This is a genomic window from Vibrio sp. PBL-C16 (assembly GCF_034321865.1).
GTDB lineage: Bacteria > Pseudomonadota > Gammaproteobacteria > Enterobacterales > Vibrionaceae > Vibrio > Vibrio alginolyticus.
Genome location: NZ_JAXLNY010000001.1, coordinates 996,232 through 1,016,952, shown reverse-complemented (window position 1 = coordinate 1,016,952; position 20,721 = coordinate 996,232). Strand labels below are relative to the sequence as shown.

At 44.7% G+C, this 20,721-nt stretch carries 17 protein-coding genes; 11 read left to right on the top strand and 6 right to left on the bottom strand.

All coding sequences use genetic code 11. The features are described 5' to 3' along the window. Window positions 1-2 precede the first annotated feature (2 nt). Both UQW94_RS04295 and UQW94_RS04290 read left to right on the top strand, forming a co-directional pair. Entirely contained in the window at window positions 3-902 is a 900-nt protein-coding gene (locus tag UQW94_RS04295) for a LysR family transcriptional regulator (protein ID WP_005375112.1), read from the top strand. Window positions 903-1,022: 120 nt separating this feature from the next. Beyond that, on the top strand, window positions 1,023-3,056 hold the full coding sequence (locus tag UQW94_RS04290; protein WP_086047242.1) for a prolyl oligopeptidase family serine peptidase: 2,034 nt from the start codon (window positions 1,023-1,025) through the stop codon (window positions 3,054-3,056). A gap of 242 nt (window positions 3,057-3,298) precedes the next feature. Here UQW94_RS04290 and UQW94_RS04285 read toward each other — a convergent pair whose 3' ends face one another. Both UQW94_RS04285 and UQW94_RS04280 read right to left on the bottom strand, forming a co-directional pair. Next, window positions 3,299-4,930: an ABC transporter ATP-binding protein gene (locus UQW94_RS04285; RefSeq protein ID WP_169628867.1), complete on the bottom strand. Its 1,632-nt coding sequence runs from the start codon at window positions 4,928-4,930 to the stop codon at window positions 3,299-3,301. 85 nt (window positions 4,931-5,015) lie between these two features. Further along, the gene (locus UQW94_RS04280) at window positions 5,016-5,513 is read right to left on the bottom strand and encodes a hypothetical protein (RefSeq protein WP_005375116.1); all 498 of its coding nucleotides are present in this window, start codon (window positions 5,511-5,513) and stop codon (window positions 5,016-5,018) included. Window positions 5,514-5,700: 187 nt separating this feature from the next. Here UQW94_RS04280 and UQW94_RS04275 point away from each other — a divergent pair, with 187 nt between their 5' ends. The 3 genes from UQW94_RS04275 to UQW94_RS04265 all read left to right on the top strand — a co-directional run bounded on the left by UQW94_RS04275 (window position 5,701) and on the right by UQW94_RS04265 (window position 11,340). Then, window positions 5,701-8,061, top strand: a complete 2,361-nt coding sequence (locus UQW94_RS04275) for a Lon protease family protein (RefSeq protein ID WP_005375118.1) — start codon at window positions 5,701-5,703, stop codon at window positions 8,059-8,061. Between the two features lie 293 nt (window positions 8,062-8,354). Next, window positions 8,355-9,983 carry a methyl-accepting chemotaxis protein gene (locus tag UQW94_RS04270; protein ID WP_005375120.1) on the top strand — a complete coding sequence of 543 codons (1,629 nt, stop codon included), beginning with the start codon at window positions 8,355-8,357 and terminating at the stop codon, window positions 9,981-9,983. A 397-nt stretch (window positions 9,984-10,380) separates the two neighbouring features. Continuing rightward, the gene (locus UQW94_RS04265; protein ID WP_053350045.1) at window positions 10,381-11,340 is read left to right on the top strand and encodes a porin; all 960 of its coding nucleotides are present in this window, start codon (window positions 10,381-10,383) and stop codon (window positions 11,338-11,340) included. Window positions 11,341-11,463: 123 nt separating this feature from the next. Here the strand turns inward: UQW94_RS04265 and UQW94_RS04260 are convergent, their stop codons facing one another. Next, a complete protein-coding gene (locus UQW94_RS04260; RefSeq protein ID WP_042521645.1) occupies window positions 11,464-12,210 on the bottom strand; it encodes a flagellar brake protein in 747 nt (248 codons plus the stop codon). A gap of 127 nt (window positions 12,211-12,337) precedes the next feature. Between UQW94_RS04260 and UQW94_RS04255 the strand changes: the two genes are divergently transcribed. Then, entirely contained in the window at window positions 12,338-12,613 is a 276-nt protein-coding gene (locus UQW94_RS04255; protein WP_017820514.1) for a GNAT family N-acetyltransferase, read from the top strand. Beyond that, entirely contained in the window at window positions 12,610-13,587 is a 978-nt protein-coding gene (locus tag UQW94_RS04250) for a phosphotransferase (protein WP_206970624.1), read from the top strand. The genes UQW94_RS04255 and UQW94_RS04250 overlap by 4 nt, the downstream gene beginning before the upstream one ends. A gap of 46 nt (window positions 13,588-13,633) precedes the next feature. Here the strand turns inward: UQW94_RS04250 and UQW94_RS04245 are convergent, their stop codons facing one another. Then, complete coding sequence (locus tag UQW94_RS04245) at window positions 13,634-14,134, bottom strand: GNAT family N-acetyltransferase (RefSeq protein ID WP_017820512.1); 501 nt, start codon at window positions 14,132-14,134, stop codon at window positions 13,634-13,636. Between the two features lie 395 nt (window positions 14,135-14,529). On the opposite strand from UQW94_RS04245, the gene napG reads away from it, so the two are divergent. The 4 genes from napG (at window position 14,530) to UQW94_RS04225 (ending at window position 18,023) form a co-directional block, all read left to right on the top strand. Next, on the top strand, window positions 14,530-15,300 hold the full coding sequence (gene napG / locus UQW94_RS04240; RefSeq protein ID WP_064376387.1) for a ferredoxin-type protein NapG: 771 nt from the start codon (window positions 14,530-14,532) through the stop codon (window positions 15,298-15,300). Next, on the top strand, window positions 15,300-16,154 hold the full coding sequence (gene napH / locus UQW94_RS04235) for a quinol dehydrogenase ferredoxin subunit NapH (protein WP_017635480.1): 855 nt from the start codon (window positions 15,300-15,302) through the stop codon (window positions 16,152-16,154). Before napG ends, napH begins: the two co-directional genes overlap by 1 nt. Window positions 16,155-16,353: 199 nt before the next feature. Further along, window positions 16,354-17,535, top strand: coding sequence for an MFS transporter (locus UQW94_RS04230; protein ID WP_005375129.1), 1,182 nt, complete (start codon window positions 16,354-16,356; stop codon window positions 17,533-17,535). A 206-nt stretch (window positions 17,536-17,741) separates the two neighbouring features. Continuing rightward, window positions 17,742-18,023, top strand: a complete 282-nt coding sequence (locus UQW94_RS04225) for a YrhK family protein (protein ID WP_025768568.1) — start codon at window positions 17,742-17,744, stop codon at window positions 18,021-18,023. Between the two features lie 122 nt (window positions 18,024-18,145). Here UQW94_RS04225 and UQW94_RS04220 read toward each other — a convergent pair whose 3' ends face one another. Both UQW94_RS04220 and UQW94_RS04215 read right to left on the bottom strand, forming a co-directional pair. After that, a complete protein-coding gene (locus tag UQW94_RS04220; RefSeq protein ID WP_322142024.1) occupies window positions 18,146-18,985 on the bottom strand; it encodes an energy-coupling factor transporter transmembrane component T in 840 nt (279 codons plus the stop codon). After that, entirely contained in the window at window positions 18,982-20,721 is a 1,740-nt protein-coding gene (locus UQW94_RS04215) for an ABC transporter ATP-binding protein (RefSeq protein ID WP_149191632.1), read from the bottom strand. Before UQW94_RS04215 ends, UQW94_RS04220 begins: the two co-directional genes overlap by 4 nt.

The following is a 20,721-nucleotide window of genomic DNA, read 5'->3' as shown; positions in this document are numbered from 1 at the left end:
GTATGAGAGCAGACGACTTAATCCTATTTTCTCAAGTAATCGAACTTGGCAGCTTTAGTAAGGTTGCAGAGGCAAATAACCTTACAAATTCGGTAGTTAGCAAAAGAATGGCGAGGTTGGAGGAAGAAATAGGGGCTCAGCTATTATATCGAACAACGCGCAAATTAACCTTGACCGAGGCAGGTAAGGTGTTACTCCACAGTGCTAAAAATGTGAAGCAGGCCACTCAGGAGGCTATGGATGCTGTTGCAGGCTTTGGAGAGAATGTGAGCGGTCATATAAAAATGTCCGTGCCGTGTATCTCTGGAGATTTGATACTTGCTGATGCTGTTGCCGAATTTTGTAACCTTCATCCGGGTCTGACCGTGGACATGTCATTGGATAATCGCTTTGTCGATTTAGTGGCTGATGGTTACGATTTAGTCATTCGAACTGGCTACCTAGCCGACTCCAGTTTGATCGCACGACATATTCTCGATTCCCAATGGGTGGTATGCGCGTCACCTTCTTATATTGCGAAAAATGGGAAACCGATCGAGCCGATTGATCTCACCACGCACAATTGTCTGCAATACGCTTACCAAACCACAGGTGCAACGGATTGGGAGTTTAAAGGAGAAGATGGCAATTACATCGTCAAAGTATCGGGCTGCTTTTCTACTGATAACGCGACCGCATTACGTAAAGCCGCTCTGGGCGGCCATGGTATTGCTTACGTCCCGCGCTGCTTGGTGTATCACGATATTCGTAATGGTCAACTGGTGGATATTTTTCCTGAATTAGTAGGTAAAAAGTTGGGTATCTACGCGGTGTATCCGTTTACTCGTCAACCACCGAACAAAGTGAAGCTGCTTATTGAGCACATTCGTGACCGGTACTTAACGATATCTCATTATTTCTAGGTTCTTCATAGATTTAAAACAATGTCGTTGAAATCAAAATTGGGTGCTCTAAGGTAATCACCGCAATAAAACGATTGAAGATAAACAACTTAATAAAAACAACGGAGTAACACGGACGTTATGCATTACCCAAAAACACGTAAAGATTCTGTCGTGGACACTTATTTTGGTCACGACATTGCCGACCCTTATCGCTGGTTAGAAGATGATCGCAGTGAAGAAACCGCACAATGGGTTTCGGGTCAAAATTCGGTCACCTTCGATTTCCTTGGTCAGATACCGTACCGCCAACAAATCCGTGACTTAGTGGCGAACAGTCAAAACTACGAAAAATATTCCCAGCCATTTGTACGTGGTGACTACACCTACTTCTACAAAAACGACGGTTTGCAAAACCAAAGCGTATTGTATCGACGTAAAGGCGAGGGAGAAGCCGAGGTTTTCCTTGATCCAAATACTTTCTCCGAAGAGGGCACGACCTCTCTTGGCGAAGTCAGCTTCTCTAAAGACTATCGTTTGGTCGCGTATTCCATCTCGGAAGGGGGCAGTGATTGGCGTAAGATCTTTGTCATTGATACGGAAACCAAAGAACAGTTAGAGCCTGAGATTGTTGATGCGAAGTTTACGTCGATTTCTTGGCTGGGCAGCAAAGGCTTCTATTACTCAAGCTACGATAAGCCGCAAGGCAGCGAGTTGTCAGCTCGAACTGAGCATCACAAGCTTTATTATCATGAACTCGGTACACCTCAGTCTGAAGATAAAGTGATTTTCGGTGAGTTGGATACGCAAGTTCATCGTTATGTGTCTGGTACGACGACGACAGATGATCGCCTCCTCATTATCTCTGGCGCAGAATCTACATCGGGTAATCGTCTGTTTTATATTGATTTACAGTCTGAGTTACAGGCAATTGTGACGCTGCGCGAGACAACGCAAGGAGACACCTACTTAATTGATAGCCAAGACGCAACCTTGCTGCTTTACACCAACCTAGACGCGCCGAATGGCAAAGTTGTCAGCTACAACACTCAGACAGAACAATGGGCTGACGTGATTGCTGAACAAGAACAGCCGTTAGAAATCAGCAAAGGTGGCGGTTATCTGTTTGCGACTTATATGGTAGATGTGCTTTCTAAAGTGCAGCAGTTTAACTACCAAGGTGAGTGGATTCGAGCTGTACAATTGCCGGGAGAAGGTACGGCTTATGGTCTGGCGGGTAAAAAAGAAGAAACCACACTTTATTACACATTCACTAACTACGTGACGCCTCCGACGATCTTCTCATTTGATGTTGAGTCTGGTGAATCGACACTGTTTCAAGAATCAAAGGCACCGTTCGATCGTAATGAGTATGAATCAAAACAGGTGTTTTACACCTCAAAAGACGGCACGCAAGTTCCGATGATCATTTCATACAAGAAGGGCATTGCACTTGATAGTAGAGCACCAACCATGTTGTATGGTTACGGCGGTTTTAACATCAGCCTCACCCCAATGTTTTCTGGCAATGTAGCCAACTGGCTAGAGTTGGGTGGTATATACGCTGTCGCCAACATGCGAGGCGGCGGTGAATACGGTAAAGCCTGGCACAACGCAGGCACTCAGCAGCAAAAGCAAAACGTGTTTGATGACTTTATTGCGGCGGCGGAATACCTGATTGAAAACGACTACACTAGCTCGGATCGCCTAGCGATTCGCGGTGGTTCTAATGGTGGTTTGTTAGTTGGAGCGTGTATGACGCAACGCCCTGAACTATTCAAAGTCGCGCTGCCTGCGGTTGGCGTGCTTGATATGCTGCGTTACCACACGTTTACGTCTGGAGAAGGCTGGAAGTATGACTATGGCACGTCTTCGCAAAGCGAAGCGATGTTCCAATACTTGCTTGGCTACTCTCCTGTTCACAATGTAAAAGAAAACGTGCAATATCCTGCGACATTGGTGACAACTGCTGATCACGACGACCGAGTTGTGCCAGCACATTCGTACAAATTTATTGCGGAGCTGCAAGACAAACAGCAAGGCGCTAATCCAGTATTGATACGCATTGATGTTAATGCCGGTCATGGTGCAGGAATGCCGCTGAGTAAGCAAATTGACCTCACCACAGACGTGTATGCATTTACGTTACATAATATGGGTATTGAGTCGATTTAATGCCCTAGTTGTTAGAAACTTCTGAGAATAAAAAAATGCCGCGACAGTGTCGCGGCATTTTTCATGGTTGGGGGAACTCAATTCATACTGTTTGCCAGTATTTGAGCCAGGTTGACTAAGTCTGACCCTTGAACCAACCAGTCTCGGCGGCCAAACCGAAAGGCAGCTACGCCATTCTTAAGACAAGATGAATTTATCACCTTTTCTTAATCCTAGTTTATGAATATGAAACTGTGATGAACCTAAGCCGCATTGTGCTGATTTTCACTGTTTTCAAGATCAAATGAGGCATCTATCAGTTTTTTCGTGTAGTCATTTTTAGGGTTTTGGAAAATCTTTTCGGCCGTACCTTGTTCCATGACCTCGCCCTTTTGCATGACTAGAACACGATCAGAGAGTGCTTTAACTACTGATAGATCGTGGCTAATAAACAAGTAGCCAATATTGTGTTTTTTCTGCAAATCTTTCAGAAGGTCAATCACTGTCAGTTGCACCGAGCGGTCTAATGCAGAGGTTGGCTCATCAAGCAGAATAAACGAAGGTTCAAGGATCAGTGCTCGCGCGATAGCAATACGCTGACGCTGGCCTCCTGAAAACTCGTGCGGATAACGGTTGATGGACGCGGGATCTAAGCGGACCTCACGGAGCACGTCGCGCGCTTTCTGCATACGTTCTTTTTTACTCAACATTGGTTGGTGGACAGTTAATCCTTCTGTGATGATCTCGCCGATAGTCATACGAGGAGAAAGCGAACCATAAGGGTCTTGGAATACCATCTGAACGTCTTTTTTCAGCTCAAAACGTTCTTTGTTTGTCAGCAAGGCCATATCTTGGCCTTTGTATTCTATTTTGCCAGTTGAGGGCAGTAGACCTATCAAAGCTCGGCCGAGTGTAGACTTACCTGAACCGGACTCCCCAACGATCCCGAGGGTCTCTCCTTGTTTAAGCTCAAGAGAAATGCCTTTTACCGCTTCGAAGTACTCATTCTTGCTCGCAATAAAATGCGACTTTACCAAGAATTTGACTCGTATATCGTCGGCCTTTAACAGCTGTGTAGCACTTTCGCTAATAGGCTCCTTACTGCCTTTAGGAATCGAGTTGATTAGCATACGTGTATATTCGTGCTTTGGGTCCTCGAAGAGTATTTGCGTTTCGCCTTCTTCGACGACTTCTCCTTTACACATCACAATGACACGGTCTGCAAAGTGTTTTACGACGCCTAAGTCATGAGTAATAAATAGGATTGCCATGCCCATCTGAGCCTGAATTTCTTTAATCAGGTGCAACACTTCTGCTTGAACCGTGACATCCAACGCTGTTGTAGGTTCGTCGGCAATCAAAATATCGGGCTCGTTAATCAGTGCCATCGCAATCATGATGCGTTGCAATTGACCACCAGAAAATTCGTGTGGGTACTTGTTATACGCTTTTTCTGGGTTTGGCATATGAACCAATTCAAACAGCTCTAACACCTTTGCTTTTGCTGTTCGTCTGTCGACCGGGCGGTGACACATGATGGCCTCAGCGACTTGGATACCCACCCGCATGTACGGGTTTAGTGAGGTCATCGGCTCTTGAAAAATCATGCCAATGCGATCACCGCGAATACTTTGCATTTCACGCTCTGTTTTATCCAAGATGGAGCTACCCTCAAACATGATGGATGAGCTTTCATGCAAAATAGCGTTGTCTGGCAGTAGTTTCATCAGTGCATTGGTTGATACTGACTTGCCAGAGCCAGATTCGCCAACGATGGACAGCGTCTCGCCTGCTTTTAAATCGAAGCTAACATTCTTTACTGCATCGACGATCCCATCGTTTGTCGTAAAGCTGACTGATAGGTTGTTCACCGAAAGAATGGTTTTAGAAGACATCACAGATCCTTGTGGTTGATAAAGCAAATGATACTCAAGTAATGGACAGCACAAACCTAGCTGGCCTCAATGCTTGAGCTTTAGATTAATTATACAGGTGAGAAGGCGAAGATTTTGCCGAACTCATTGCTTGCAAATGTAAGAACTGCTCATGCGCGCGCGTTACGTGCTCGAGTTCTATCATCCATTGAGCATTACGTTGGGCAGAGCAAAATGCCGCCATGTGAGCTAACAAGTCTTCGCTCTGTTGACCAAGTAGGTGACCTACGCGCTCAATCAGTTCATGGCTCTCTAGCTGCAAAAATTGAAATAGCGCGTAAGTTTGATTGAGTATTGAGAACGCATCATGCTGTAAGCCGAGTTTGTTGAGAATCTCTGATTGCGTCACGCTGGCATCTCTAAGCCCCGTAATGAGACATACAAACTGGCAAGGTTTAGTTTGTGCATTTTCTAGCGCTAGATGAATGTGGTTGGGTAGATTGTTGAGCACGTCGTCATATAAACGATGAGCTTCTGGCCAATGGCCTTGTTCCATCAGTTGCTCCGCTTTTAAGTAGCGCATCCAGCATTGCTCAATATTCATATCCATCTCCACAACATTTGATTTGTTTAGATATTAAATGAAATTGATTATCAATTGCAAGTGCGTGTTAATATCACTTATGTGTTCATAAAATGTCCAATCAATCTAGGGTGGAAGGTAAATCACTTAAAATTAAGCAAATAATCTCTACACTCAAATAACGAAAATAAGAAAAAAGGAAGTGGATATGGCAATACTAAGATTGGAAGCTAAGCAGCTATATTCTGTAGCAGATCTAGAGAATATGCCATGTAAGTCGACCAAGGAGTTACCTCCAATTGATGAAATCGTGGGCCAAGAGCGCGCGCAAAAAGCGGTCGAGTTTGCGATGTCCATCAAAGAGAAAGGGTATAACATCTACGCCATTGGTCAGAATGGGCTAGGTAAACGCACCATGATCTTGCGCTATCTGAATCGTCACCAGCACGATGCAGCAGCCCTGTTTGATTGGTGTTACGTTGCGAACTTTGAGGATACCCGTACACCAAAGGTATTAAAGCTGCCTTGTGGTATCGGAAATAAGCTACGTGTTGATATTGAAGCTTTAATGGGCAAATTATTAAATGCTTTACCCCTAGCATTCGACAATGAAATGTACTTTAGCCGCGCTGAGCGATTAAAAAATCAATTGGCAGCTAAGCAACAAAACGAGCTGGATCGTATTAGTCGAGAGGCAAAAGAAAAGGGCATCAGCCTAACACTGACTACGCAGGGGGATTATCAGTTTGTCGCCATGAACGGTGATGAGCTTCATACGGAAGAGTCTTTTGATGTACTAAGCAAAAAAGAACAAGAGCAATTCAGCGATGCTATTGATGAACTCGAAGTGCGATTGCGCTCGATGGTTCGTGAGCTTACGGAGTGGGAAGAGACATACAGCGATAAAATCAAAAAGCTCAATGATGAAGTGACGCTTGATGTGATTACTCACTTCATCAAAAAACTCAAAGTGGATTACGCGCAATATTCCGAAATCAAAACCTACTTAACTGAGCTGCAAAAAGATATTGTTGAAAACGCAGATATCTTCCTTGACCAAAGTGGCGAGCAAGGCGAAATTGCGACGGCATCCTTGGATAAAAAATTGCCACGTCGTTATAAAGTGAATGTCTTGGTAAGCCGTAAAAGCAGCGAATTTCCTATCGTTGTTGAAGAAAATCCCAACTATCATTCACTCTTCGGGTCGATTGAGACTGCCACTTTCAAGGGAACGGTGTTTACCGACTTCTCGCTGATTCGTGCAGGGAGCTTGCATAAGGCGAATGGCGGCGTTCTATTAATGGATGCTCAGAAAGTACTTGAACAGCCTTACGTTTGGGATGGTTTGAAGCGCGCATTGCGTGCTCGTCAATTGAGTTTTACGTCTCTAGAAAAAGAAGTCACATTGACGGGAGCGGTATCACTCGATCCTGAACCGATTCCGCTTGATATCAAAATTATCTTATTTGGTGATTACCGAACTTACCAATTACTCCAACATTACGATCCAGAGTTCAGCGAGTTGTTCCGTGTGACGGCAGATTTCGAAGACGAAATGAAACGTACGCCGGAGTCTGAGCTGCATTACGCGCGCTTTATCTCTAGCGTGGTGCATGACAACAATATGCTGCATTGCGATCGCAAAGCCATTGCTCGGATCATCGAATACAGCTCACGTTTGTCTGGCGACCAATCCAAGCTATCTCTACATTCGGCTAATATCGCCAACTTGCTTCGAGAGTCGAACTACGTTGCTCGTCAAGCCAACTCCAACATGATCCGTATTGGGCATGTTGAAGAGGCGCTCAATAACCAAGAAATGCGAGTAAGCCGATTACGCGATAACGTAATGGAAACCTTTATTAACGGCACAACGCTGATTCGCACCGAAGGAGAAGCCGTAGGCCAAGTGAACGCACTTTCGGTATTGAGCACTAGTGACTACATGTTTGGTGCACCGAATCGCATCACAGCGACGACGTGTTACGGTGATGGGGATGTTATCGATATCGAGCGCAGCGTGGATTTGGGGGGCAGTATTCACTCTAAGGGCGTAATGATTTTGTCTGCCTACTTATCTTCCGTATTTGGTAAAACGGCACGAGTGCCATTAACGACAACCATTACCTTTGAGCAATCTTATGGTGGTGTTGATGGTGATAGTGCCAGCATGGCTGAGTTATGTGCGGTTGTGTCTGCTTTTTCAAAGCAACCAAACCGACAAGACATTGCGATAACAGGGTCGATGAATCAATTTGGTCAAGCTCAGCCTATTGGTGGCGTAAACGAAAAGATCGAAGGCTTTTATGATGTGTGTGTAATTAAAGGTCGTCATGACGGGCAGGGAGTCATTATTCCGCGCTCTAATGTTCACAATCTAATGCTTCGTTCCGACATCGTGAAAGCAGTCGAAAAAGGCGAGTTTAATATTTGGGCGATTGACCATGTTACTGAAGCTATCGAATTGTTTACGGGGAAAGTTGCTGGTGAGCCAACCGATGAAGGCTCTTATCCAATCGATACCATTTTTGGCCTTGCTCAAGCTAAGCTCAATTCGTTGAGAAAATAGGCTGAAACCGTCCTAAATGTGAATGTATCTCATCATAAGTGATCATAAGTTATCATAACGACAATATCCCGACGCTACTGTCGGGATATTGTCAATAACAGATTGAAAATGGAGAGTTTTTGTACTAGACAAAAGTGTGATCGACCTCTAATATTCGCCACTTGTTTATTCGTCTGGGATTTATCCCGTCGCAAGGAAGCATAGATATTCAAACTGCCGAAAAGTAACGTTGTTATAAGCACTGCTCGAGTTTGTTTGGATATAGACATCACGCATACAACTGAGGCCCTGTCATGCAGTTATCACTGAAAAATTTGTCAGTACGAACGCAAATTTTGGTTCCGGTATTATTTACCGCTATTGTTTTGTTTATTGCTCTTTGGATTACTAAAAACAATCTTCAAGCAGAGCAAGATGTTATTGCTTCCAACCAAGAATCTTTGGTTTTTCACAAAGACACATTGGCGAGTATTGACGACCAAATTTACCCTCTGCGCATAAGCGCGGTTTACGCTATTTACGATGCTTCTCGTCGTGAGAATTTTCTAACCGAATTGAAAGAAGGCTTAAAGCAAGTTGATGCCGATTTAAGCGCAATTGAAGCCCGAAACCTATTCCGTGACGATGCCGTTAAAGTTCGCCAAGCAATTGAATCCTATGTGCGATATTCAGAGCGCTCAGTTGCTTTCTTCAACCAATACGATCAAGGTTTGAAATCGGATAGCGAGTACCGTGCATTTGTCAAAGAGTATCGCAATGTTGGCCGAGAAATGGTCCAACAAATTAACACACTATCAAAGCATGTAAACGAGCAAGCTGAACAATCTACTATCAGAAGTCATCAGCAAAATGAACGTGTGCAAAATAACGCTATGTTGACGGTTTTAGCGGTATTTGCTTTCTCATTGATAGGCGCTTGGTTCCTATCTGGCATGATTGTTACACCAATCCAAAAGCTGCAAGAAGTGATGCGTCAGTTAGCAATGGGTAATCTATCAGTACGTGCAGATGTCGATGGGGACAATGAGATCTCTAAGCTGAGCAAAGATGTAAACCAAACCGCAGAGCAGTTATACAACACTGTGGACCAGTTAACCCGTATTAGTGAGGAAGTTGCATCTGCATCGACCGAATTAGCTGCGGTAATGACGCAAGCGGAAGCGAACGCTCAACAAGAGTTGGCGGAGATCGAGCAAGTTGCATCTGCGGTTAACGAGCTTGCAAGCACTGCGAATAATGTGAGTGATAACGCGACCTCTGCTGACGCAACCGCGCGTGAAGCTGATGGACTTGCTCAATCAGGTTTGGCTATCTTCCAAGAAAGTGCGGAAGCAAGTGCGCAAATGTCTCAAGCATTGAACGATGCAGCGCAAGTTGTTTTGCGTCTAAAAGAGCAATCTGTACAGATCAACGATGTTATTGAAGTGATTCGCGGCGTATCTGAGCAGACCAACTTGCTAGCATTGAATGCTGCGATTGAAGCGGCGCGAGCTGGTGAGTCTGGTCGTGGTTTTGCGGTAGTAGCTGATGAAGTACGAATGCTAGCAGCGCGTACTCAAGACTCGACACAAGAGATCCAAACGATCATTGAAGAGCTTCAAGCGCAGTCTGGGCTTGCGAATGACAGTATGCAAGTCAGCCTTGATATGCTTAGCCGCAACAACGAGCTGACGCAACAAGCTAATGAAGCGTTGGTTGGAATTACCGAGTCAGTCGCCAACATCAACGATTCAAACACGCAAGTAGCAACCGCAGCCGAAGAGCAGTCTCAAGTTACGCAAGATATCAATCGCAACGTGGTTAACATGTCGGAGCTTGTAAACCAAAACGTAGCGGGCATCAGCCAGAGTGCAAGTGCGAGTACTGAGCTTTCATTACTTGCAGAGAAGCAGAAAGAGCAATTAAGTTTCTTTAAGCTTTAATTCATCATCTACTTATCAAATCTCTAAATCCCTGAGTGAATGCTCAGGGATTTTTTTGTTTGTAACAATCGGATTTATTATCAATAAGTCTATCTAAAACAGTCAGTTAACAAGATTTTTTTGCGGGCAATATCACGTTTTGTGATATTGTTTTTACATTTTTTTCGTCAATTTTTTTTTGACGCGAACATTTTTTTTAACTCAACCGATAACTTGATGGTTGAGAGGTATTCATATCGTCATTTTAAGTGGTGTTTTCTTCTATAAGCGCTGTTTATTCAACACGTTGCGTGAAAAATAACAGCTGCTACTATGCCGCCAGTTTTCTCGTTGGTACAGAAAAGTCCTGTTTTTCTGGTGAGAAAGCACATATAAAACAATGATATGGAAAATAAAAATGAAATTAAAAACTTTAGCTGTAGCAGTGGCGCTAATGGCATCAGGATCTCAAGTTGTCGCTTCAGAACTATACAACCAAGATGGCACTTCTCTTGAGATGGGCGGCCGCGCGGAAGCGCGTCTTTCTATGATGGATGGTAAGGCAGAAGACCGTACTCGCATCCGTCTTAACTTCCTAGGCAAACAGGAAATCAATGAAAACCTATACGGTGTTGGTTTTTGGGAAGGTGAGTTCAAAACAAAAGAAGAAGGTGCTGTAGATAACGATAGTGATCTTGAAACTCGTTACGCTTATGCAGGTCTGGGTGGCAAATACGGTGAAGTAACTTACGGTAAAAACGACGGCGCACTAGTGGTTCTTACTGACTTTACTGACATTATGGCTTACCACGGTAACACAGCAGCACTTAAACTGCCTGTTTCTGACCGTACAGATAACATGCTGTCTTACAAAGGCCAATTCGAGCAACTAGCTGTACGCGCTAGCTACCGTTTTGCTGATCGCACAACAGATGCACAAGGCTTTACAGACAACGAGGAAGATGGCTTCTCTCTATCTGGTGTTTACGCGTTTGCTAACACTGGTTTTGAACTAGGTGCTGGTTACGCAGATCAAAACGACAGCGATGAGTTCATGCTGGTAGCTGCATACTCTGTAGGTGACTTCTACTTCGCTGGTAACTACACTGGCGCGGATATGGATGTTGCAGGCAAGACTCTTGATTACAAAGGCTACGAACTAGCCGCTGCTTACACTATGGGTCAAACTGTATTCACTTCTACGTTCAACAAAGGTGAACTAGAAGACGCAGATACTGTAGAAAACCTAGCTGTTGATGTAACTTACTACTTCAAGCCTAACTTCCGTGGCTACGCATCATACAACTTCGATCTAATGGATAACGAAGGCGCTGATGAAAAAGATGAGCTAGCGCTAGGTCTACGTTACGACTTTTAAGTCATGACTTTTATCTAAGATACTGCCTTATTCTTAGTAAATAAAACCCCTTACTGAAAAGTAAGGGGTTTCTTGTTTTCTAGCACTTCAAAGCTTCTTGATAAGCGATAGGGGTTATCAAATCTATCTTTTTAGTGTGAGCTTAGTACCATCAAATTTGAGGTGACTGAGGAGGTTTTTAGCGTTGTTTTTACCAACCTCATCAAACTCCATTCCGTAGCGAGCATAGTGCGTTGATTTTTGTAAATTACAAATACGACCTCGCAACGGCGCTAGCATACGACTTTCTCCGGGCATCGTTAGATCCAATGAAACGTGGTCACCAACCTGAAGTGGTCGGCTCATTGGTGATGTTACAAAACGACAGCCACTACGAGATAAATCTCTTATTTCGCATTCAGTTCGATAGGCTTCTAAACAAACACGCGCTCTCAAATTTACTTCGTAACGCACTTCTTTGCGAAGCTGAAAGACCTGCATAGTGTTGGGTAGGTCTAGCACCAAAATTGGGTACGGATCGCCTAGTCGATGCTGTAATTGGGCCCGAAATGGGATAACGGCCCCTTCACCTCGATGAGAGTAGGCTTTTACATTGATCCAAAAGCCTTCTTGAAAATAGAACTTCAAGTCTTCATCGGAGATGTTCGGAACCTCTATCAATGCAGTATTATTTGAGTGACAGCCAACAAATGTGCTGGTTGTAATAAACTTTGTACCAACGGGGGTGGTGACGTTTAAGCTCACTTCACTGCCATGTTCGACCATTGCCATTGCATCGGTGCTATTTAATGTACTTGCCTGACGTTCTGGTGCCTTCTTGCTTTGCAGAGGTAGCTTGCCGTCTCTGGCAATTGGGCTCATATTTCTCATTATAATTGTCGTACCTGATGTAAGAAGGTAATCGCGTGAGGCGAAGCAGCACTCTCGCATGGTATCGATTTTATTCAGTGATATAGTTTGATTCAATCAATCTGTAACAAAAATTAGAGAGCAAGATATGCATAAAGTAACTCATGAGACCACGAATAGTACATTCTGGGTTGATTTAGAGCAGGGTTATAAAGCCAAGGTGATTTATCAGCTTAAGGGTAATGTCATGCACATTACATCAACGGTTGTTCCTGAAGCACTGCGAGGTAAGGGGTACGGAAAAGTGATGATGGAAGCGGTGTTGCCAGAAATTGAGTCACTCGGTTATCAAATCAAACCAGTTTGCCCATATGTTATTCACTATATGGAGAAGAACCAAACGTGGTCACATCTGATCGCATGATGAGTAACAACCACCAATGCTACCAAAATATTGGCCAGGAACTCAATCTCGGTAATTACCGCTCTGTAGAAGTCATACAATCGCTATGGGGAGGCTATGGGGAGTTAGTCCGAGTTACTTATTCTACTCGTTCGGTGATCATTAAGCATGTAAAACTCCCTAAGCCTTCAGAGCATCCTAGAGGCTGGAATACGGACCGTTCTCATCAAAGAAAGTTGCACTCTTATCAGGTGGAAGTGAATTGGTATGAGTATTTTTCCGGAGGGGTGGATACTCGCTGCCGAGTACCACAAGGTCTAAAAACGTTCCAATCGGAGAATGAATGGCTCATTGTGATGGAAGATCTCGCCGAGGTGGGCTTTCCAAAAGTCATCACAGATGCACAGCTAAAGCATCTACAAGCCTGCCTCACTTGGTTGGCGAACTTTCATGCGCGATACATCAATGTTCGTTCTGATAAGTTGTGGCATATCGGTACATACTGGCACTTAGCAACCAGACCCGACGAGCTTGAAGCATTGCAAGACACTGAGCTACAAAATGCGGCTCAATTGATTGATCAAACGCTTTCGCAAGCTAAGTTTAAAACACTAGTACACGGTGATGCCAAATTGGCGAACTTCTGTTTTGATGAAGAAGAATCAAACGTTGCTGCGGTTGACTTTCAATACGTTGGATGTGGGTGTGCCATGAAAGATGTGGCACTGTTTATGAGTAGTGCCGTTAAGCCAGAACGTTGTGCAGAGATGGAAGTTTGGGTTTTGGATACGTATTTTGCTCAGTTGCAACACGCGCTAATTGTCTATCAACCGAATCTTGACCCTAATGAAGTCGAGCGTGAGTGGCGTCCTTTGTTTGCTGTGGCTTGGGCAGACTTTCAGCGATTTGTGAAAGGTTGGAGTCCCGACCACTGGAAGATCAATCCCTACACAGAAGCATTGACTCGCAGAGCGTTGGCTTACTTACGAAAGTGAGTCGAAGTTTAAAAAGAAAAGCCTCCAATTAGTAGGAGGCTTTGTTTTATCTTTGGCCTGGTCTGATGCGCGCCATGTAATAGGTATTGATGAATTCACCATCACGGAAGGAACCGTCAATCGCTTCACCTTCAATTTGAAATCCATGCTTTTTATAAAGCCCAATGGCGGCGTCGTTATCGGCATTGACCTCTATCTGAATTCTTCTCACATTTAACCAGTTATCTGCTAGTTCAGTGACTGTTTCTATCAATTTGCTACCAATACCGAGTCCATGGAAACTATCATGTACTCCGATGCCAAACGATGCCGTGTGCATCGTTCTTGGACGTAGAGAGTGGTGAAAGCCAATATTTCCGACGACTTTACCATCAATTTCAGCGACATAGCTATAAACACCATCAGGTATGTTTGACAACCTTTCCACCCACATCGCGAGCGAAGGCTTTGGGAGTTGCAGGGTTTCACGTTGTGCTTTTGGTTGTGAATAGATTTCTACGAGTGCCGCTGCGTCTTCGACGGTCGTTGGACGTACGATAATTTCCATGCCTCTCTCCTTCGCTTTTTAGTTTTAATTTTTAATCTAACCACAGTTTTCTTATTTGGATAGTGTTTTTTTATGTTTAATGGATAAATGCCTTTTAAATTAGCTTGTTATGATGTCATTTTTTGAATTTTTAGTAGTGATTTATCATCGAATTGAGCGAGTAGATTGAAAAGGTGTTGAATTATTGTACTGAGAATGGCGCGTACTGCAGAGTATCGTGGTGAATTTCATGTCGCAGTAAATAAACGCATTTAGTCAAACTGTGACGACGGCACTGTGCGTCAGTTGACTTGAATCAATAGAGGATGGGGTTACCTCCTATGAGGTATAGGGAAACGACACGTTTAGGGCTATTTATGCTTAACTTGATAAGGGAGTTTTGTTGAGGAAATAGCATGAAATCCTCTCAGTCTAAAATATCGCAAAGTCGGCGCCGATTTTTGCGTGATACAGCTCGAACTGCGGCTGGTGTTGGCGCAGCTGCGTGTGTATTGGGCTTACAATCGCTACAAAGCCAAGCTCGAGAAACCAAAGGTGTGCCTATTCGTCCGCCTGGTGCACTGCCGGAAGGCGATTTCGAATCAGCTTGTATTCGATGTGGCTTGTGTGTTCAGGCATGTCCTTACGATACCCTGAAACTTGCGACATTACTTTCACCCGTCGCGACTGGCTCACCTTACTTTACTGCACGCGATATTCCCTGCGAAATGTGCGAAGACATTCCTTGTGTTGTCGCTTGTCCGAGTGGGGCGCTGGATCCGAAACTAACCGATATTGATGATGCTCGAATGGGTACAGCGGTTCTTATTGACCATGAAACTTGCCTTAACTGGCAAGGGTTACGATGCGACGTTTGTTATCGCGTTTGTCCGCTGATTGATGAAGCCATCACGTTAGAGATGGTTCACAACGATCGAACTGGCTATCACGCCAAACTTATCCCTACAGTGAATTCCGAAGTGTGTACCGGATGTGGTAAGTGTGAACAAGCGTGCGTGTTGGATGTCGCTGCTATTAAAGTCGTCCCGACGGATTTGGCGAAAGGCAAAGTGGGCAGCCACTACAATTTTGGTTGGAAAGAGCTCGACAAACCACTCGAAAATATCCTCCCTAGTGAGACGCCTGTGCCGGAAGGTGCGCTTGAATCGCTAAAAGGAGGTAAGTAATGGCAAAGAATTTAGCTCAAAATGCTGGCAAAGAAGCGCTTGAAAAGCTTGGTTGGTGGCGCGCGCATCGGTTTTTGATTTTACGTCGGCTATGTCAGTTCACCATCATTGCGCTATTTATGGCTGGGCCGACGCTGGGAATTCTAACTGGTAATCTGTCATCAAGTATGTTGCTCGATACCGTGCCGTTAAGTGACCCGTTAATCGTGCTTCAAGCTTTGGCGACAGGGCATGTTCCGGAGTTTAATGCGTTGTTAGGCGTAGTGATTGTCGTGGTGTTTTACGCGATTTTGGCGCCGCGCGCATTTTGTGCTTGGGTGTGCCCGTTGAACATCGTGACAGACTTGGCGGCGTGGTTGCGTCGAAAGCTCAACATTAAAGCGAGCTATCGTTGGTCTCCCGTGATTCGTTATTGGCTGATCCCTGTTTTGATGTTGGGCAGTGCGCTGTCTGGCGCAATTCTTTGGACATGGTTAGATCCGGTGGCGGCACTGCATCGCGGGTTGGTGTTTGGTATGGGCGCAGGTTGGGTGTTGATCGCCCTAGTGTTCGTGTTGGATTTACTCTTGGTTGAGCATGGGTGGTGTGGGCACTTATGTCCACTGGGGGCTACCTATGGCGTGATAGGCCGAAAAAGCCTGTTGCGCGTTACTGCTGTTCGCCGCGAAGATTGCACCAAATGCATGGATTGCTTTTACGTTTGCCCAGAACCAGAAGTGCTTCGGCAGCCTTTGAAAGAGGGAGATCGTCGAGTTATGGATCAAAACTGCATTAGCTGTGGTCGTTGTTTGGATGTATGTCCAGAACATGTGTTTGAATTTAAAAATCGCCTATCAGTAAAAGTCATTGATTAAGCCACTGAGCACATTTACTCATGCTTTATTTCTCTTGATACTTGAACATCGCGCTTAGCCAAGGAGTTAAGTGCGATGTTTATCTTCATAACAATATCCCTCAGCCATATCTGCTTGCTCTGGGCTGAAAATAATAATGATATTGCGAATTTGTTACATTTAAAGCTATGATGATGCCTTCATATTTAAAGGATACATCATGACTACCTCATCGCACGGCTGGAGAACGCCGCAAAATTTCCTCCTGTTAATTTCCATTATCGTGCCCATTGCTTTTTCTACCTGGATGGCGTTGTTGAACAACTTTGTTATCGAGAAAGCAAACTTTGATGGTGCCGACATAGGCTTATTGCAAAGTGTGCGTGAAATTCCGGGTTTTTTGGCCTTTACCGCCGTGTTTGTATTGCTGTTTATCCGAGAGCAACGCTTTATGCTCGTCTCTTTGGCGATGCTTACGCTTGGTACGGCATTAACAGGTTATTTTCCCACTTTGTACGGTCTACTTTTTACAACCTTGTTAATGTCCACCGGCTTCCATTACTTTGAAACACTCAAGCAGTCTTTGTCTTTACAATGGCTATCTAAAGAAGAAGCGCCAGAAATGCTGGGTAAGTTTATTTCTGTTGGAGCTTTGGCTTCTCTGTTTACCTACGGCGCCATTTGGGTTTCGCTCGAACAGCTCAAACTTGATTTTAAAACGGTCTATTTAATGGCTGGTGGTTTAGGTTTTGTGCTCATTTTGGTGATGGCATTTGCCTTCCCACAATTTAAGACAAAAGTTCCTCAGAACAAGAAGCTCATCCTGCGTAAACGTTACTGGTTATACTATGCGCTTACGTTTATGAGTGGAGCACGCCGTCAAATTTTTACGGTGTTCGCTGGTTTCTTGATGGTAGAAAAGTTTGGTTACTCCGCCGCAGATATTACGTTGCTGTTCCTGATTAACTATGTCTTTAACTTCTTGTTTGCGAAGCGAATAGGCCGTTTTATCGGCGTTGTAGGTGAGCGCAAAGCGTTGATGTTTGAATACGTCGGTTTGATCTTCGTGTTCGTCGGGTACGGTTTGGTGCAAACGGCTGAGTGGGCGGCAGCATTGTATGTTGTCGATCATTTATTTTTCGCGTTAGCGCTTGCGATTAAAACCTACTTCCAGAAAATTGCCGACCCAGCAGATATGGCGTCGACCGCGGGCGTTGCGTTTACGATTAACCATATTGCGGCGGTTGTAATACCTGTTACGTTTGGTGTGATTTGGCTGGTTTCACCTGCTAGCGTATTTTACATCGGCGCTGGTATGGCAGCAGTGAGCTTGCTGTTGTCACTCAATATTCCAGCGAAGCCGGAAGAAGGCAACGAAACTCGCTTGTTGAAGTGGAGTTAAGTTGGTACTCACTATCTAATCATTAAAGCGAATACCTGTAATTAGACTCGCTAAAAAGGGTGCTTATGCGCCCTTTTCTTTTTATTGCAAATAGATAATCCCTCCAATGGTTGTCAATGCATGCCACGTCCGTTAGGGTTTAGAACTAAGTATTTCGAAATAACTTGGGCATAACTGACGCGAAACAATAAGAGGGGAGCTATACAGTGCAGATACATGGCAGAGAGTTGGATTTAGATTTAGGAAGCCGTCACATCGTTATTCAGCGCCGCTATGAGGCGTTAGGTGCTGCAAACGACCTACTCATTGCTATTTGGTTTTTAATTGGTAGCTTTTTCTTTTTGAATGATTCGTTGATTGAAAGTGGTACTTGGCTTTTCATTGTAGGCAGTGCGCAGTTGATCATTAAGCCCCTGATAAAACTGATGAGTTTAGTTCATGTTGGTCGTTTGAATAAGCAACTTTCTGGCACATCAGCGAGCCGCTGAAATTACCGCTTCTTTTGAATACTTGCAAGCAAGAAGCCAACAGGCGAGTTATCGAGGGGAAAGACGGAAGATAACGTGGTCACAACACTAACCACGTTATGTTCAGTTTGAAGCTTCAGAATTTAAAACGGATACCAGAACAGTTGTGTGTCCATCACACGCTTGCTTATCGCAGCAATCACTATCACCGCAATTACCGCCATGCAGATCATATCGGCTTTGGTCAGTGGTTTTAAGCTGTACCAAGTGCGAGAGGAGTGGCGGCCAAAACCACGTAGCGTCATCGCGTTTGAGATTTGATCGGCTCTGTCCAAACTAGAGAAAATCAGAGGGCCAAGAATCTTCGCCACGTTCTTCATACGAGTGAGCAACGGAGCCTTCTTACTCAGTTCTACTCCGCGTGCTTGTTGCGCGTGCATGATGTTAACAAAGTCCTTTTTCACTTCCGGCAAGTAGCGCAGCGTTAAGCTCACAGCATAGGCGATTTTGTAAGGCACACCTAAACGGTTCAAGCTGGCTGAAAACTCTGTCGGATGAGTGGTAAATACAAACACCAACGCGATTGGGAACATGCTGAAGTACTTCAACGTCACTGTTACTAGGTAAAACAATGTCTCTTGAGTGAGCGAGTAATTACCGGGTAACGAGAGTAAAACCGTTGATGAGCTCATGAACTCAGTACCTTGTTGCGGTGCTAACGCGAACATAAACAGGGCATTGATCAGTAATACCGTGCCAGTACCGAATAACAGCGGTTTGTAGACATGAAAGGGCACTTTGGTCATTTTCAGTAAGCCTAAACCAAGCACGATCAACAGCGCGATGATTCGCAAGTCAAATGTGGTCAACACCACCGTTACCCAAGCAATGAAAAGCAAGAACTTAGTAATGCCATTCAACTTATGAAGTGGTGATTGGGTATCGATGTAGTTGATACCAAACTTCATCTTATTGTCTTTCATGCCACCGCTTTCTCTAGTTGGTTTACGTCGTCGCTTTTTTGTTGGCGGTGCGCTTTTTCTACATTGATAAAGTGCTGCATAAAGCCATTGGTGTCTTCGATGCCAACTTTTGTAGCCAACTCAAACAGACTTGTTGTGGTGAGGTTTGCTTGGTCTAGTAGCTCTGGACTGCTGAATACCTGCGTCATTGGTGCATCCGCGACTAATTTACTGTCTGCAATCACGATAGAGCGCGTGGTGTATTCCAGCACTAAATGCATGTCATGAGAGATGATCATCACGGTTACGCCCAACTCGCGATTGAGCTTTTCGATGAAACTCAGCATAGACGTGTAGTTTCGATAGTCCTGACCTGCCGTCGGTTCATCAAGGATCAGAAGCTCTGGTTCCAATACCAAAATTGACGCAATGGTTACGCGCTTTTTCTGGCCGTAGCTCAATGCTTCGATTGGCCAGTGACGGTATTTGCTCAAACCGCACAGCTCAAGGACTTCAAGTACTTTAGCTTCGATTTGTTTCTCTTCAACGCCACGATTACGGAGGCCGAAGGCCACTTCGTCGAAAATCATGTGATGGGAAATCATGTGATTCGGGTTTTGCATCACCACGCCCACTTTCTGGCTGCGCTCGAAGATGGTCAGTTCGTTAAGATCTTGACCATTCATACTCATTGAGCCGCTATCCGCTTCAATAACGCCCATAATCAGTTTGGTGATGGTCGATTTACCCGAGCCATTTTTACCAAGTACAGAGACAAACTCGCCACGCTTGATGTCAAAACTCACGTCTTCTAACGCGTTTTTCTCACCGTCGTAAGAATAGGTGAGGCCACGGACTTCAAACAAAGTCTCGGCTGGCGTTTTAGGTGGTTGTGCTGTTGAACCATCAAACCATGCTTGTACTGCCGGTTTATATTGCTCCAACGGTAAGGTAGTTAAGCTAGAAGGTTTTGCATCGTCCTCAATCGCGCAGCCTGCTTCTTTCAGTGCTGAAATATAAAGCGGTTCGCGGATGCCGTAATCTTCTAGCAGAGGCGACGCTAAAATTTCATCTGGCGTTGTATCGGCAATGATTTCGCCGCTTTCCATCAAGATAATACGGTCAACTGAGCGATGCAGAACGTCTTCAAGACGATGCTCAATGATTACGATGGTTTTGCCCGTTTCGCGGTGTAGATCATCGATGATCTCGATGGTTTTTTTTCCCGTTTTAGGGTCAAGCGCAGCTAGTGGTTCATCAAACAAAAGGATATCGACATCATCGACGAGAATGCCCGCCAAAGAAACACGCTGTTTCTGCCCGCCAGATAAATCGTGGGGTGAGCGTTCTAGCATCTGTTCCAAGTCGACCATTTTGGCCGTGGCTTTGACCAATGGGTACATGTCGATATTTGAAGTTAGCTGGTTCTCCAGCGCAAATGCAATGTCTTCGCCAATGCTCAAACCGACAAATTGGCTGTCCGTATCTTGCAGTACGGTGCCAACTTGCTCAGTGTATTGGTGCATGTCGAAGGGGGCGGTGTCTTGACCATTGATGGTCAATGTTCCACTGGTTTCCCCTTTGATTGCGTGTGGGATCAGTCCGTTAAGACATTGCCCAAGGGTAGATTTACCACTACCACTTGGACCGATAATGACGATTTTCTCTCCTTTCTCTATCCTTAGATTGATATTTTTTAGCGTCGGTTTGTCCAGCGACTCATATCTAAAAGAGAAGTTAGAAAATTCGATTGTCAT